General features: G+C 74.6%; 14 protein-coding genes and 1 riboswitch. Of the genes, 7 read left to right on the top strand and 7 right to left on the bottom strand.

The window, feature by feature from the left end:
• Positions 1-115: 115 nt before the first annotated feature.
• A riboswitch (cyclic di-AMP (ydaO/yuaA leader) is annotated at positions 116-271 on the top strand.
• A gap of 11 nt (positions 272-282) precedes the next feature.
• The gene (locus tag LBW97_RS02185; RefSeq protein ID WP_224497768.1) at positions 283-1464 is read left to right on the top strand and encodes a M23 family metallopeptidase; all 1182 of its coding nucleotides are present in this window, start codon (positions 283-285) and stop codon (positions 1462-1464) included.
• A 30-nt stretch (positions 1465-1494) separates the two neighbouring features.
• On the top strand, positions 1495-2172 hold the full coding sequence (locus LBW97_RS02180; protein ID WP_224497767.1) for a TVP38/TMEM64 family protein: 678 nt from the start codon (positions 1495-1497) through the stop codon (positions 2170-2172).
• A gap of 4 nt (positions 2173-2176) precedes the next feature.
• Here LBW97_RS02180 and LBW97_RS02175 read toward each other — a convergent pair whose 3' ends face one another.
• On the bottom strand, positions 2177-3070 hold the full coding sequence (locus LBW97_RS02175; RefSeq protein ID WP_224497766.1) for a maleylpyruvate isomerase N-terminal domain-containing protein: 894 nt from the start codon (positions 3068-3070) through the stop codon (positions 2177-2179).
• Positions 3071-3224: 154 nt separating this feature from the next.
• On the opposite strand from LBW97_RS02175, the gene LBW97_RS20300 reads away from it, so the two are divergent.
• Both LBW97_RS20300 and LBW97_RS02165 read left to right on the top strand, forming a co-directional pair.
• The gene (locus LBW97_RS20300; RefSeq protein WP_224497765.1) at positions 3225-4355 is read left to right on the top strand and encodes a diguanylate cyclase; all 1131 of its coding nucleotides are present in this window, start codon (positions 3225-3227) and stop codon (positions 4353-4355) included.
• A 446-nt stretch (positions 4356-4801) separates the two neighbouring features.
• A complete protein-coding gene (locus LBW97_RS02165; RefSeq protein WP_224497764.1) occupies positions 4802-5302 on the top strand; it encodes a DUF3145 domain-containing protein in 501 nt (166 codons plus the stop codon).
• 225 nt (positions 5303-5527) lie between these two features.
• Here the strand turns inward: LBW97_RS02165 and LBW97_RS02160 are convergent, their stop codons facing one another.
• From LBW97_RS02160 to LBW97_RS02135, 6 genes are all read right to left on the bottom strand, one after another.
• Positions 5528-6940 (bottom strand): acyl-CoA carboxylase subunit beta, encoded by a 1413-nt coding sequence (locus LBW97_RS02160; RefSeq protein WP_224497763.1) that lies wholly within the window; start codon positions 6938-6940, stop codon positions 5528-5530.
• Positions 6941-6978: 38 nt separating this feature from the next.
• On the bottom strand, positions 6979-8217 hold the full coding sequence (fabF, locus tag LBW97_RS02155; protein WP_224497762.1) for a beta-ketoacyl-ACP synthase II: 1239 nt from the start codon (positions 8215-8217) through the stop codon (positions 6979-6981).
• Positions 8218-8327: 110 nt separating this feature from the next.
• The gene (locus LBW97_RS02150; protein WP_224497761.1) at positions 8328-8570 is read right to left on the bottom strand and encodes an acyl carrier protein; all 243 of its coding nucleotides are present in this window, start codon (positions 8568-8570) and stop codon (positions 8328-8330) included.
• Between the two features lie 89 nt (positions 8571-8659).
• The gene (locus LBW97_RS02145; protein WP_224497760.1) at positions 8660-9628 is read right to left on the bottom strand and encodes a beta-ketoacyl-ACP synthase III; all 969 of its coding nucleotides are present in this window, start codon (positions 9626-9628) and stop codon (positions 8660-8662) included.
• Complete coding sequence (locus tag LBW97_RS02140) at positions 9625-10827, bottom strand: acyltransferase domain-containing protein (RefSeq protein ID WP_224497759.1); 1203 nt, start codon at positions 10825-10827, stop codon at positions 9625-9627. Before LBW97_RS02140 ends, LBW97_RS02145 begins: the two co-directional genes overlap by 4 nt.
• 144 nt (positions 10828-10971) lie before the next feature.
• Positions 10972-12150 (bottom strand): CdaR family transcriptional regulator, encoded by a 1179-nt coding sequence (locus LBW97_RS02135; protein ID WP_224497758.1) that lies wholly within the window; start codon positions 12148-12150, stop codon positions 10972-10974.
• 45 nt (positions 12151-12195) lie between these two features.
• Here LBW97_RS02135 and LBW97_RS02130 point away from each other — a divergent pair, with 45 nt between their 5' ends.
• The 3 genes from LBW97_RS02130 to LBW97_RS02120 are packed head-to-tail and all read left to right on the top strand — an operon-like array spanning position 12196 to position 14650.
• Complete coding sequence (locus tag LBW97_RS02130; RefSeq protein ID WP_224497757.1) at positions 12196-12894, top strand: phosphatase PAP2 family protein; 699 nt, start codon at positions 12196-12198, stop codon at positions 12892-12894.
• On the top strand, positions 12891-13433 hold the full coding sequence (locus LBW97_RS02125) for a pirin family protein (protein ID WP_224497756.1): 543 nt from the start codon (positions 12891-12893) through the stop codon (positions 13431-13433). The genes LBW97_RS02130 and LBW97_RS02125 overlap by 4 nt, the downstream gene beginning before the upstream one ends.
• Positions 13434-13444: 11 nt before the next feature.
• Positions 13445-14650: a M20 family metallopeptidase gene (locus LBW97_RS02120; protein WP_224497755.1), complete on the top strand. Its 1206-nt coding sequence runs from the start codon at positions 13445-13447 to the stop codon at positions 14648-14650.
• Positions 14651-14659: the final 9 nt, after the last annotated feature.

The following is a 14659-nucleotide window of genomic DNA, read 5'->3' as shown; positions in this document are numbered from 1 at the left end:
GGCGAGTCCACGGGGCGACGTCCCCAGCTCCGTTACATCCCTGTGACAATTCGGCCGCGCGCCCGTACGGTCGTCCGCGGTCCACCGAGCACCGTCCTCGACACCCGAGGACCTCGGCCGGACCCCGCCGAACTCGCCGGCCTGATGGCCGGCGGGACCGGGGACCCACCGCAGTTCTGGGGTGAGTCCTGCCCGCGTACGGGGACGTGGGGGTTTCGTGGGTGCCTAACCCCACCGTCAGCTAACTCGGTAGGCGGTCGTGAGGAACGGAGAAGTGTCGCGTTGGCGACCCTGCACCACCACCAGCACGTTCGAGCCCGCATCTTCCGACGCTCCGCCGTCGTCACCGCGCTGATCGCCGCATCACTGCTCACCACCCCGACGCCGACCGCCTCGGCGGCCCCTGACGACGTCGCCAGGCAGGTCGCGGACATCGAGCAGAAGGTCCGCGCCGCGGAGGAGAACCTGCAGCGGATGACCATCGAGGCGGAGGCCGCCGCCGGCGCCGTGCTCGAGGCGCAGGCGCAGCTGGCCGACGCACAGCAGCAGGCCGACGAGAAGGCCGCCGAGCTCGCCGCCGTCCGCGAGGACGTGGACCGGACCGAGGACGACGTCGCCACCATCGGCCGGCAGGCCTTCATGGGCGCGGACGAGACGCGCAGCTCCATGCAGATGGTCCTGCACGCCGACGGCCCAGCCGAACTGCTCCAGCAGGCGGCCACCCTCGACCACCTGGGGGAGGAGCGCGCCGAGGTGCTCGAGGACCTGGAGCGCGACGAGGCCCGCGAGGAGCGGCTCGACGAGGAGGCCCGCACCGCCGTCGCCGAGCGCGACGCCGCGACCCGCGCCGCCACCGACGCCCAGTCCGCCGTCGACGCGCAGGTGGCCACCGCACAGGCCGTCTTCGACGCCCTCTCCGCGGAGAAGGCCACGCTGGACCGGCAGCTGCGCGACGCCGAGATCCGCCTGCTCCAGCAGCGCGGCAACGCCGACGCCGAGGCTGCCTGGGCGGACCAGCAGGCCGCGAAGCAGGCGGTCGGTGCGCTCCGCGTCGCCGGCGGCGCCGTCGCGCCGACGAACGGACGGGTCACCTCCTGCTACGGCAGCCGCTGGGGAACCCTGCACGCCGGGCTGGACATCGCCGCGCCCATCGGCACGCCGGTGTACTCGCCGGAGCCCGGCGTCGTGCTCCAGGCCGGGCCCGCGAGCGGCTTCGGGCTGGCCGTCGCCGTCCAGCACTCCGACGGCGCCATCACCCTCTACGGCCACGTCAACCAGTTCTTCGTCCGCCCCGGGCAGGTCGTCCAGGGCGGCGAGCAGATCGCCGAGGTCGGCAACCGTGGGCAGTCGACCGGTCCGCACCTGCACTTCGAGGTGCACCGGGGCGGTCTCTACGCCAACCGCTCCAACCCGGTGCCGTGGTTGGAGCAGCGCGGGATCTCTCTCGGGGGTGGCTGCGGCTGACGCCGTGAGGCCGTGACGGAGGATGGTCGCGTGCGCACGGGGGAGGGCATCTGGCTGCGCGCCGGTGTCCTCGGCGTGCTCGTCGTCGCCGGCGTCGTCGCGGCACTGGTCATCGACCTGCCCGGCGCCGGCCAGGTGCGGTCCTGGCTGGACGACGGCGGGGCGCTCGCCTGGGCGCTGCTGATCGTCGGGGTGGCCCTCGTCCTGTGCGCCCCGGTGCCGCGGTCACTGGTCTCCGTGCTCGCCGGTGCGGTGCTCGGCTTCGGCGCGGGCCTGGCGCTCGCCCTGATCGGCGGGATGCTGGGCGGGCTCGTCGCCTTCGGCCTCAGCAGGGCGCTCGGGCGCCCCGCCGTGACGCGCCTGGCGGGCCCCCGGCTGCACCATGCCGACGAGGTCTTCAGCGGACGCGGGTTCGTGTCGGTGCTGACCGCTCGGCTGATCCCCGTCGTGCCGTTCGTGGTGGTGAGCTACGGCGCGGGCCTCAGCGGCATCCGGCTCGGCCCCTACGTCGCCGCCACCGCGGTGGGGCTGGTGCCGAGCACCCTCGTGCAGGTCGGCATCGGTGCCTCCACCGAGTTCGTGGTCGAGCACGTGTCGACGCTGACGCTGGTGCCGGCCGCCGCGGTCGCCGTCGTCCTGCTCGGTGCGGGCATCTGGTGGTTCCGGCGCCGCGCGCGCCGTGCGGGGGAGCAGCCTCGCCCGGTCTGAGCGGTCAGCCCTTGCCGAAGAGCCGGCCGAGCATGCCACCGGCCCCGCCCATGGTGCGCGCGGCCAGCTGGAGGATCGGCCCGCCAGGGATGCCTGGCACCTTCTGCACGATCGGCGCCAGCTGCAGCAGCCCGCCGACGTCGTGGACCTTGAGCTTGCGCCGGGCGACCGCCGGCACCGGGTTGACCCGGCCGGACGCCGCCTCGAGCAGGAGGTCGGCGGCCCCCTCCACGGCGGGCCCGTCGATCGTCCCCGCGGGGACCTGCCGGACCGTCCACCCGTCGCCGTCAGCCGTGAAGCCCCAGCCGCCGTCCGGCGTGGCGAGGGTGACCCGGCCGCTGATGCCGGTGTCGGCGGCCAGCGCACCGGTGACGTCGGTGAGCGCCGCGATCCCCGCCTGCAGCACCTCCGCCGGCGGCGGCTCGGCACCGCAGGAGACCAGGTCCAGCCAGTGCACGGCGAGCTCGTACGCCTGCCCGAGGACGACGCTCAGCAGCGGGATGCGCCCGACGACCGAGACCGCCGGCGCGGTGTCCAGCTCCACAGGCTCGTCCGTCAGGTAGCGGGCCGTGGCGTCGCGGTTCCGGCGCAGCGCGTCCAGCAGCTCGTCGCGGGAGGCCGTGCGGTGCGCCGCGGTGACGCGGGCGTTGACGGCGTCGGGGTCCGGAGGGGTGCCGGCCTCGCCGGAGCGCGCCGAGGCGATCAGGTCGCGCAGCGCCTGGTGGTCGTCCCAGGCTCCGAGGTGCACGCAGATCTCGTGCGCCCGCCAGCCGGGGAGTCGGGAGTCGCGCCCGAGGTCCAGCGTCTCGGCCTGGGCGATGAAACCGTCCCATGCGCCCAGCACCAGCCGGGAGATCTCGTCCCGGCCCGCATCGGCCATTCCCTGGTGTCGTCCCACGTCAGCGCCCTACCCGCGGTCTGCGCCGGACAGGCATGGAGTTGCTGATCGCACATCCACCCGACGGTGGCAACGTCCGTCTCACCCCCACGGGGGAGGGCGCGTCAAGCACCGGGGCCGGCAGGCCGATCGCCCATTCGTGAGACAGCCCCTCGTGCGAGACCGCCGAGCGAGTCCGCCGACCACGTCCGGCGCACTCGCCGGCGGCCGGCTGCGCACAGCGCTCCGCGCGGTGCTGACGGGCCTCTTCCGGCCGCTGGCCACCGACGAGGACCGGGCCGCGTACTGGGAGCGGCACGTCCGGCTCGGCATCGTCATCAGCGAGATCTCCGCGATCGCCGTCGTGGGCTATGCCCTCGTCACCGACGGCGAGGGGCGCAACCACGGCGCCCTGATGGTGCTGGCGGCGGCTGTCGTGGTCGGTGTGCCCCTGCTCCTGGCGCTGCCGCTGCGGGCGATGATGTACGACTGGCGGGGACCGGGGCTGTTCTACGCGTGGACACTCGCGACGGGGGCGGTGGTGATCACCGTGACCCGCTTCGACGGCGGCGCGAACAGCCCGCTGGACGCCTTGCTCTTCCTGACGCTCACCTTCACCGCCATCGCCTACACACCGCAGGGCGTGGTCGTGATGGGCGCGCTCATCACCACCGGCTACCTGGTCTTCCTGGAGCTGCCCGACATCAGCCGCTCCGGCGGCTTCTTCCTCACCTGCCTGGCCATCTTCACCATCATCAGCGCCATGGGCTCGGCCAATTCGTGGGCCGCCTACGACCGGCAGGTGCTGCTCATCCGCACGCAGGAGATGCTCGCCTCCACCGACCCCCTCACCGGCATCCCCAACCGGCGCCGCTTCCTGGAGCGGGTCTCCGCCGCCGTGGCGGACTCGGCGTGGGGACACCCCGCCGTCGTCCTCCTGGTCGACCTGGACGGCTTCAAGGCCGTCAACGACGCCGACGGCCACGCCGCCGGCGACGCGCTCCTGATCGCCGTGGGCTCGGCCCTCGGAGGTGTGGTCCGGGAGACCGACACCGTGGCCCGGCTCGGCGGGGACGAGTTCGGCGTGCTGGCCGACGTCACGGCCGGCTCGTCCGCCGAGCTGCTGGCCGAGCGGCTGCGGGAGGCCGTGGCCGCCGCCGGCGCCCGGTACGGCGTGACGGCGAGCGTCGGCGTGGCCGAGATCCAGGTGGGCGACGACGTCGAGGACCTCATGCACCGCGCCGACGTGGCAATGTACCAGGCGAAGACCAGCGGCGGCGACCGGATCCGCGTACTCGGCACCTGACCGCTCGCGCTGAGACGGCGCGTGCTCCTCAGAACACGCACAGTGACCAGTGCTGTGCCCCGTCTGCAGGTCGAGAGGGGTCGACGCCCGAGAGGGCTGCGACGGTCGTTCACGCAGAGTGATCTCGGTCATGCTCCGGCGCGTGCAGCTCTCGCTGCGGCCCGGCAGTCGGGGTGAAGACGCGCGGGGCGGGCAGTCGAACTCCTACCGATCGGTAGACGGACTGCACTGAACCGTGCTAGGGGCCGTTGACCAGCGCCAAGAGGCGTCGATGAAGATCATCGAACACTTTCGTCCCAGGAGTCGCACTCGGGCTGGCGCGATGGGGTGACCATCGTGCAAACTTGTCGCGGGAGCCCTGCTCCGCCACTGCCGAACACAGCCAGTCACCGAATCGATGGGTCCGTAGGGGAAGACGAGACCGATCGAGTCGATGGAGGTGCCCCGTGCAGCGACGGTCAACCCAGGGTGTCGTCTTCGTGCACGCGTGCCCGAAGGCGCTCTGCCAGCATGTCGAGTGGGCGCTTGAGCGCGTAGTCGGCGCGCCGGTCTCCTTGTCGTGGGCTGAGCAGCCCGCGGCGCACGGTTCCTACCGTGCTGAAGTGGCGTGGACGGGTTCGCCCGGTACCGGCGCCAAGCTGGTCGCTGCCCTGCGGCAGTGGCCGATGCTGCGCTTCGAGGTGACCGAGGAAGCCAGCCACGGCAACGACGGCGAGCGCATGTCGTACGTGCCCGGCAAGGGCGTGTTCCGTGCGCCCACGAGCGCCAACGGTGACCTCGTCGTCTCCGAGCAGCAGCTCCGCCACCTCGCCGCGACGGCCGGGTCCATCGAGGCCTTCCGGCACGGTGTGGACGAGCTGCTCGGTGCCGCGTGGGACGCCGACCTCGAGGTCTACCGGCACGCCGGCGACGGCAGCCCCGTCACCTGGCTGCACCAGGTCGTCTAGCCACTGGCCTGCCGGAAGGCAGGTCACGATCGGGGCACGACACTCCCGCGTTCAGCGAGGAGTCGTCGTAGCCTGGACCGGGCCGTCCAGGCGCCGTCGGGGAAGCGGCGCCAGGACGGCCTTTCCACGTCCAGGGCACGTCCTGGCTCAGCACTGAGCGTCCTGGCTCACCGTCGACCGTGAGCCAGGACGCCTGATGATCAGCTCAGCTGATCATCAGGGACGTCACAGCGGGATGTTGCCGTGCGCCCCGCGGCCCAGGGGGGCCTCGGCGAGCGCCTGGATCAGCCGCCGCCGGGTGTGCGCCGGCTCCACGACCTCGTCCACGACGCCGATCTGCAGCGCGCGGTTGACGCCGCCGGCGATCCGCTCGTGCTCCGCGGCCAGCTGCGCGTGCAGCGCCTCGCGCTCCCCGGGAGGAGCGGCGGCGAGCTTCTTGCGGTGCAGGATGCCCACGGCCGCCTTGGCGCCCATGACGGCGACCTCGGCGCCCGGCCAGGCGAACACCTTCGTCGCGCCGAGCGAGCGGGCGTTCATCGCGATGTAGGCGCCGCCGTAGGACTTCCGGGTCACCAGCGTCACCCGGGGGACCACCGCCTCCGCGAACGCATGCAGCAGCTTCGCCCCGCGGCGCACGACGCCGTCCCACTCCTGGCCGACGCCGGGCAGGTAACCGGGCACGTCGACCAGCACGACCAGGGGGACGCCGAACGCGTCGCACATCCGCACGAACCGGGCCGCCTTCTCCGCCGACGCGGAGTCCAGGCAGCCGCCGAGCCGCAGCGGGTTGTTGGCGATCACCCCGACGGTGCGGCCGGCCAGCCGCCCCAGGGTGGTGACGACGTTCGGCGCGAACCGCGGGTGCAGCTCCAGGCCGGGCGCGTCGAGCACCGAGGAGATCAGCGGCTTCACGTCGTAGGCGCGTTGCCGCTGCTCGGGGAGGAGGGCGCCGAGGTCCACGTCGGCCTCGGCGGCGTCGGGGGTGAAGGTGCCCTGCGCGGCCAGCAGGTCGACGGCCATCCGGGCGGTCTCGAGGGCGGCAGGCTCGGAGTCGGTGACCACGTGGACGACGCCGGAGCGTCGGCCGTGGGTGTCCGGCCCGCCGAGCTGCTCCTGGTCGACGACCTCGCCGGTCACCGAGCGGACGACGTCGGGCCCGGTGACGAAGACGCGGCCCGCCGGGCCCATGATCACCAGGTCGGTGAGCGCGGGGCCGTAGGCGGCGCCGCCGGCGGCCGCGCCGAGCACGACGGAGATCTGCGGGATCCGGCCCGAGGCCCGCACCATCGCCGCGAACACCTCGCCGACCGCGTGCAGGGCGGTGACGCCCTCGGCCAGCCGGGCGCCGCCGGAGTGCCAGATGCCGACCGACGGCACCCGCTCCCGCAGCGCGGCGTCGATCGCGTCGACGATGTGCCGGCAGCCGTCCACGCCCATGGCGCCGCCCATGACGGTGGCATCGGTGCAGAAGGCGACCACGGGGCTGCCGTCCACCGTGCCGCGGGCCGCCATCACCCCGGAGGTGTCCCGGGCGGCCAGCGGCTGCATCGAGCCCGGGTCGAGGAAGCGCTGGAGGCGGTCCTCGGGGTCCCGCGGGTCGGGGGCGGTCAGGGTCGGTGCGGCCGGGGCAGCGGTCACGGCGTCTCCTCGGGAGGTCGGGGGCCGGGCGGCCGCACTCAGGGGGTGGTGAAGACCAGGGCGATGTTGTGACCGCCGAAGCCGAACGAGTCGTTGACCGCGGCCCGCAGGTCGGCCTTGCGCGGCTGGTCGCGGACGATGTCGAGCGCCTGGACGGCGGCGTCGTCGTCGGGGTCCTCGAGGTTCGCGGTGGCGGGCACGATCTGCTCGCGCAGGGCGAGGATCGCGAACACCGACTCCAGGGCGCCGGCGGCGCCGAGGAGGTGGCCGGTCTGGCTCTTCGTGGCGCTGACCAGCACGTGCTCGCCCAGGGAGTTCCGGATGGCCGAGGCCTCCGCGGTGTCGCCGACCGGGGTGGAGGTGGCGTGCGCGTTGACGTGGCCGATGTCGGCCGGGGTCAGGCCGGCGTCGCGGAGCGCGGCCCTGATCGCGCGGCCGGCGCCCTCGCCCTCGGGGTGCGGGGCGACCAGGTCGTAGCCGTCGGCGGTGGCGCCGGCGCCGGCCAGCCGGGCGTGCACGCGGGCGCCCCGGGCGGCAGCCGAGTCGGCCCGCTCGAGCACCAGCGCGGCCGCGCCCTCGCCGAGGACGAAGCCGTCGCGGCCCTTGTCGAACGGGCGGGAGGCGCGCTCGGGCTCGTCGTTGCGGGTGGACATCGCACGCATCGCGGCGAAGCCGGCCATCGGCAGCGGGTGCACGCAGGCCTCCGCGCCACCGACGAGGACGATGTCGGCGCGGTCCAGACGCAGCAGGTCCAGGCCCCAGCGGATCGCCTCGGCGCCCGAGGCGCAGGCGCTGACCGGGGCGTGCACGCCGCCCTTGGCGCCGATGGCCAGGCCGACGGCGGCGGCCGGCCCGTTGGGCATGAGCATCGGGATGGTGAAGGGGGAGACCCGCTTGGGGCCCTTCGCCTCGAGCGCGTCGTCCTGGTCGAGCAGGGTGACCGCACCCCCGATCCCGGTGCCGAACACCACGGCGATCCGCTCGGGGTCGACGCCCGCGGTGGCGGCGCCGGACTCCGCCCAGGCCTGCTCGGCGGCGATGACCGCGACCTGCTGGCTGCGGTCCAGCCGCCGGGCGCGGACCCTGTCGATCTGCTCGCTTGGCTCGGCGGACAGCCGCGCGACGAGCTGGGCCGGGAACTCCTTGACCCACTCGTCGGTGATGCGGCTGACGCCGGACCGGCCGGCCAGCAGCGCCTGCCAGGTGGAGTCGACGTCGGCACCCAGCGGGGTGGTCGCCCCGAGGCCGGTGACGACGACGTCTGCGGTGCTGCTCATGGAACTTCCTCCTGGAAAACGCTGCTGGCCAGGTGACGGCCTGGAACCGGCCTCCCTGCAGGGCCCCACGCCGAGCGGAGCGAGGCGAGGGGGGCAGGGGGGTCCTTCTGCTACTGGTTGCTCTCGATGAAGCTGATCGCGTCGCCGACGGTCTTGATGTTCGCCAGCTGGTCATCGGGGATGGCGACGCCGAACTTGTCCTCGACGGCGGTGGCGATCTCGACCATCGACAGCGAGTCGACGTCGAGGTCGTCGGTGAACGACTTCTCCGGAGTGGCGTCGGCGGGGGCAACCCCGGCCACCTCCTCCAGGATCTCGCCGAGCCCGGCCTGGATCTCCTGGGTGCTGGCCAACGTGGGGTCCTCTCTCTCGGATGGGACGGCGGCCCCGGGCGGGGACGTCGTCGTCGTCCGGGACACGGTGTCCCGGGGGTCTGTGGTGGTCACGGGAGGACGACGACCTGCCCCGCGAAGGTCAGGCCGGCCCCGTAGCCGAGGAGCAGGGCGACGTCGCCGCTCCTGGCCTCGCCGCTCTCCAGCAGCGCCGACAGCGCGAGGGGCACCGACGCCGACGACGTGTTGCCCGAGCGGACGATGTCGCGGGCGATGACGGTGCGCTCCGGCAGCTTCAGCCGCTTGGCCATGAGCTCGATGATCCGCAGGTTCGCCTGGTGCGGGGCGAACACGTCGATGTCCTCGGGCCCGACGCCGGCCCGGCGCATCGCCTCGACCAGCGTGTCGGTGAGCTTGGTGGTGGCCCAGCGGTAGACCGCCTGGCCCGCCATGCTCATGCCGGTCTCGTTCTCGGGGATCGCGATGGCCTCGTGCAGGTCGCCGTCGCTGCCCCAGACCGCCGGCCCGATGGCCGGCTCGTCGGAGGCGCTGACGACCGCGGCGCCGGCGCCGTCGGCGAAGATCACCGCCGTCGCCCGGTCCTCGAGGTTCGTGTAGTCGGTGAGCCGCTCGCCGCCGATGACCAGCGCGTTGCGCGCCGTTCCGCTACGAATGGCGTCGGCCGCCGCGCTCAGCGCGTAGCACCAGCCGGCACAGCCGGCGTTGACGTCGAAGGCGCCGGGGCGGGGCACCCCGAGCTGGTGGGCGATCCGCGGAGCCAGGCCGGGGATCGCCTTGGGCGGGCTGGTCGTGGCCAGCAGCACCAGGTCGATGTCGCCGGCGTCGAGGCCGCTGGCGGCGATCGCCTTGCCGCCGGCGGCGACCGACATCTCCACCAGCGTCTCGTCGGGCTCGGCCCAGCGCCGCTCGGCGATGCCGACCCGGCTCTGGACCCACTCGTCGTTGGTGTCCATCCGCTTCGCGAGGTCGTCGTTGGTCACCCGGGTGCGGGGCCGGTAGCTGCCGAAGCCGAGGATCCGGGCGCCGGGCGCGCCGGTGGGGAGCTGGAGTCGGGTCACGCGGACACCTCCGGGTAGAGCCGGGCGATCGGGTCGCCGGCGTCGACGAGGTCGCCGTCGTGCACCAGCCACTCGGCGAGCACGCCGTCGTAGCCGGCGGAGACGTTGACCTCCTCCCGCCGGCCGCGGATGCAGCCGAGCGGGGAGCCGGCGGGCACGTGCGTGCCCTCGGCGATCTCGGCCGGGCTCACCGTCCCGCGGGCGGGAGCGACGACCATGCGCCAGTCGGGGAAGTGCTCCGCCTCGGCCCGGCCGCGTTCGGCGGCGATGAGCGCGCGGGCGCGGTCGAGGTCGTCGGGGCTGCTGACGGCGAGGAGCTCGATGCCCGCGCCCTTCCACTCCCGCTTCGCCAGCCCGACCAGCGCGCCGGCCGGCGGGAGCTCGAGGACGGCGGTGACGCCGAGGTCGCGCATCGTGGCCAGGCAGGAGTCGAACCGGACCGGGCTGGTCACCTGGCTGACCAGGCGGGAGAGCGCCTCGGCCCCGGAGGAGACGGCGGCCCCGTCGGCGTTGGACAGCAGCAGGCGGCTGGGATCGGCCGGGCGCAGACCTTCGACGAGGCCGTCGAGCTCGTCGCGGGCGGGCGCCATGTACGAGGTGTGGAACGCGCCGGCGACCGACAGCGGCATGACCCGCGCCTTGGCCGGCGGCTCGGCCTTGAGCGCGGCCAGCCCGTCGAGCGGCCCGGCGACGACGACCTGGCCGCCGCCGTTGTAGTTGGCGGCCGAGAGCCCGTGCTTCTCCAGCGCGGCCTGCAACTCGTCCGGGTCGCCGCCCAGGACGGCGGACATGCCGGTCGGGGTCTGCGCGCACGCGGCGGCCATGGCCCGCCCGCGCACGGCGGTGAGCGCGATGGCGGCCTCGACCGAGAGCACCCCGGCCAGCGCCGCAGCGGTGAGCTCGCCGACGCTGTGCCCGGCGATGACGACGTCGCGGCCGGTCTGCGGCGAGTGGACGACCGGGCCGGGGAGTCCCCCCAGCTCGCGGGCCACGAAGAGGCTCATCGCGACCACGAGGGGCTGGGTGACGGCGGTGTCCTTGATCGCCTCCGCATCTCCCGTGGTGCCGAGGGTGAGCAGGTCGGCACCGGCGATGGCCCCGGCCCAGCGGAAGAACGGCTCCGCGCCGGGGAGGTCGAGCCAGTCGGTCAGCATCCCGGGCTTCTGGGCACCCTGACCGGGAGCGAGGACGGCGAGCACCTGTTCACCGTGCCAGTGATCGGGCTCCCGCGCGGTGGGCTGCGATACGAAAGCCCACCGGTGATCTTTGTGGGAACCCTCCAACACACGCAGCCAAACATCGACGGAACGGCCGCGTTCCTGGTGGGATCCGCACGGATGGCGTCAATGCCAGAGGGAGCGGTCCTCGTCCAGCGCGGCCAGCGCCAGGGCCACCTGGAGGGTCCAGCTGCCGCGTGGGTCGGTGGCCGACAGCCCGGTGATCTCGGCGGCCCGCTTCAGCCGGTACCGCACGGTGTTGGGGTGCACGAAGATCGCCCGCGCGCTCGCCTCGAGGTTGCCGCCGCTGGTGAGCACCGCCCGCACCGTCTCCAGGACGCCACCCCCGGCGGCCCGCAGCGGCGCCGCGATCCGCTCCTGCAGCGCCGCCCGCGCCAGCGGATCGCCGTCCAGCGCCCGTTCGGCCAGCAGTGCGTCGGCGGGGACCGGGCGCGGCGCCTCGGGCCAGGCCCGGGCGGCGCGCAGGCCGGCGAGCGCGGCGCTCGCGGAGACGGCCGCGCGGCTCAGGCCCTCGACCACCGGCCCGGTCACCACCGGTCCCTCGCCGAACTCGTCACTGATCCGCTCCGTGGCGAGCCCGAGGTCGTGCGCGCCCCCGAGGACGACGACCAGCTGCTCGGCGTGCACCCCGACGAGCACGTCGCAGCGCACGCTCCGCGCCGCGCGGCGGACCGCGGCGTGCGGGTCCTGGACGTCGGTCGGGGTCGCGCCCACGACGACGACGGCCGGCGTCGTGGCCGCCCATCCGAGGGCCGCCGCCCGCCCGGAGAGCTCGTCGGTCCGCTCCCCGCGCACGAGGGCGTCGACCGCCAGGGCCTCCAGGCGGGCGTCCCAGGCGCCACGGTTCTCGGCGAAGCTGGCGTAGACGTGCGCGGTGGCGAAGGCGACCTCGCGGCTGAACAGCAGCACCGCCAGGCGCAGCGCCTCCTCGTCACCGGGCTCGGCGACCGTGGCCACCCGCTCCTCGACCACCTCGACGGTGACCTTGACCAGGTCCACGGTCTGCTTGAGCGCCACGGTCCGTGCCAGCTCCCGCGGGGCGGCGCCGAACACCTCACCGGTCAGCTTGGGCGGCCGTCCGGGGCTGCGGCACCACTCGACCAGCGACGCGATGCCGGCCTGGGCCACGAGCGTGACCCACGACCGCTGGTCGGCGGGCATGGCGCGGAACCAGGAGAGCTCGTCGTCCATCCGGGCGACGGCCTGCGTGGCCAGCGATCCGGAGGCGCGTTCCAGCCGCCGGAGGGTGGCCTCCGACGGCGCGCGGTTGCTCACCGGGCTCACCCGGTCAGCGTGTCACGGCGTTCCCGGGTGGGGGAGAGTGGACTGGTGAGCGTTCCCCCGGTCGGCACCGCCGATGTCACCCGCGCGCGTGCCTCCGTGCCGGTGCCGCTGGTCGTCGCGACCGTCGTCGGCGCCGCGGTGGTGGCGCTGCTCGGGGCGGGGGTGCGCACCGATCTCGGGCCGCAACTGCGTCTGGACGCCGCGGTGAGCGAGGCGCTCTACGCCGGCGACGACCGCGCGCGGGCGCTGGACTGGCTGCTGGAGGTGCTCACGGCACCGGGCCTGACCTGGGTCCGTCTGCTGGTCTTCCTCCCGGCCCTGATCTGGCTGGTGCGCCGCCGCGCCTGGCGGACGGCGGCATGGGTGGTGCTGGCGGCCGGAGGGGTCGCCGCGGTGACGGCGGTGCTCAAGGACTTCTTCGGCCGGGTCCGGCCCCCGTTCGCCGACGGCGGCGCGCGCTACGAGTCGCTCAGCTATCCCAGCGGGCACTCGTCGGGCATCGCCGCGCTGGTGACCGTCGCGCTGGTGCTGGCCTGGCCCTCGCTGACGGCGAGCGCCCGGCGCGCCTGGCTGGCCGCCGGGCTGGTGCTGGTCGTGCTCGTCGGGCTCACCCGCATGTGGCTGGGCGTCCACTACCTCTCCGACGTGCTCGGCGGCTGGGCCCTCGGGATCTCCTGGTGCCTGCTCGTGGCCGTGCTCCTCGACGCGCTCCCGGGCGGCCGCGCCGCCCTCCCGCCGCGATGAGCGGCCTCGACCAGCAGCTCGTGCTGGCGCCGGAGGACGGCTCGCTCGGCCCGCTGCTGCGGATCGCCGACGACCGGCTGGCCCCGGGCGCCGGGTACGGACGGCACGAGCACCGGGCGGTGGACGTCGTCGCCGTCGTCGTGGCCGGCAGCGTGACCCACCGCTGGGGCGAGGGCGCGACGGCCGCCGCGGGTGACGTCGCGGTGCTGCGGGCCGGGCAGGGGCTGACGCACGACGAGGTGGCCGGCGACGACGGCGCCCGGGTGCTCCAGTGCTACCTGCGCAGCGCCGATCCCGCGGCACCCACCTCGCACGAGGTCCGCCGGGCGGCGGAGGGCTGGGTGGACCTGGGCCGCGCCGACGCCCGGCTGTGGCTCGGCCGCGCGGAACCGGGGGAGGAGCTGGAGGTGCCGGCCGGCCTCGTGCTCGTCGTCGGCCCGCAGGGCACGACGCAGGGAGCCGGCCCGGTGGTGGTGGCGGAGCCCGCCGTCGTCGTGGTCTGGCAGGTCGACGCCGCGCGCCCGTCCTGGGCCGTGTGACAGTGGTGGGCATGCCCACCAGCTCCGCCGATCTCCTGGCCGCCGCGTACTCCGACGCCGACCGCACCATCGAGCTGCGCCGTCAGCTGCACCGGCACCCGGAGATCGGGCTGGACCTGCCCAGGACGCAGGCGACGGTGCTGGAGGCGTTCGCCGAGCTGCCGCTCGAGGTGACGACCGGGACGACCACGAGCTCGGTGGTCGGGGTGCTGCGCGGCGCGCGTCCGGGGCCGACCTACCTGCTCCGCGGTGACATGGACGCGCTGCCGGTGCACGAGGACAGCGGGCTGCCGTTCGCCTCCGAGGTGCCCGGCGCGATGCACGCCTGCGGGCACGACACCCACGTGGCGATGCTGGTCGGCGCCGCCCGGCTGCTCTCCGGGCTGCGCGAGGAACTGGCCGGGCAGGTCGTGTTCATGGCGCAGCCGGGGGAGGAGGGCTTCCACGGCGCCCGGTACATGCTCGACGAGGGACTGCTCGAGGTCGTCCCCGAGGCACCGGTCAGCGGTGCGTTCGCCCTGCACGTCTCCTCGACGATGCCGAGCGGGACCGTCAACCTGCGGCCGGGGCCGGTGATGGCCGCGGCCGACCAGTGGCGGATGACGCTGCGCGGCCGCGGCGGGCACGCCTCCGAGCCGCACAAGGCCGCCGACCCGATCCCGGTGGCCGCCGAGATCGTGCTGGCGCTGCAGGCGATGGTCACCCGCCGCGTCGACGTCTTCGACCCCGCCGTCGTCACCGTCGCGCACATCGAGGCCGGGTCGACCAACAACGTCATCCCCGACACCGCGGTGCTCCAGGGGACGATCCGAACGCTCTCGGCGGAGCGGCGGGCCGACATGGTGGCCTCGGTGCAGCGGGTCGCCACGCACGTGGCGGCCGCACACGAGCTGGAGCTGCACTGGGAGCACTTCGAGGGCTACCCGGTCACGCGGAACGACCCGGCGGCGGCCGCCCGGGTGCTGGAGACGGCGGCGGCGCTGCTCGGACCGCAGGCGAGCGTGCTCATGCCGGCCCCGCTCATGGGCGCCGAGGACTTCTCCTACGTGCTGCAGAGGGTTCCCGGCGTCATGGCGTGGCTGGGTGCCTGCCCGCCCGGCGTGGACCCGGCGACCGCGCCGGCGAACCACTCCAACCTCGTCGTCTTCGACGAGGAGCCGCTGCCGGCCGGCGTCGCGCTCTACGCGCAGATGGCGCTGCAGGCGCTCGCGGGCTGACCCCGCGGG

The sequence above is a fragment of the Blastococcus sp. LR1 genome (assembly GCF_020166105.1).
Classification (GTDB): domain Bacteria; phylum Actinomycetota; class Actinomycetes; order Mycobacteriales; family Geodermatophilaceae; genus Blastococcus.
The sequence above is the reverse complement of the archived record's forward strand: the minus strand, read 5'-3'. Positions and strand labels throughout refer to the sequence as shown.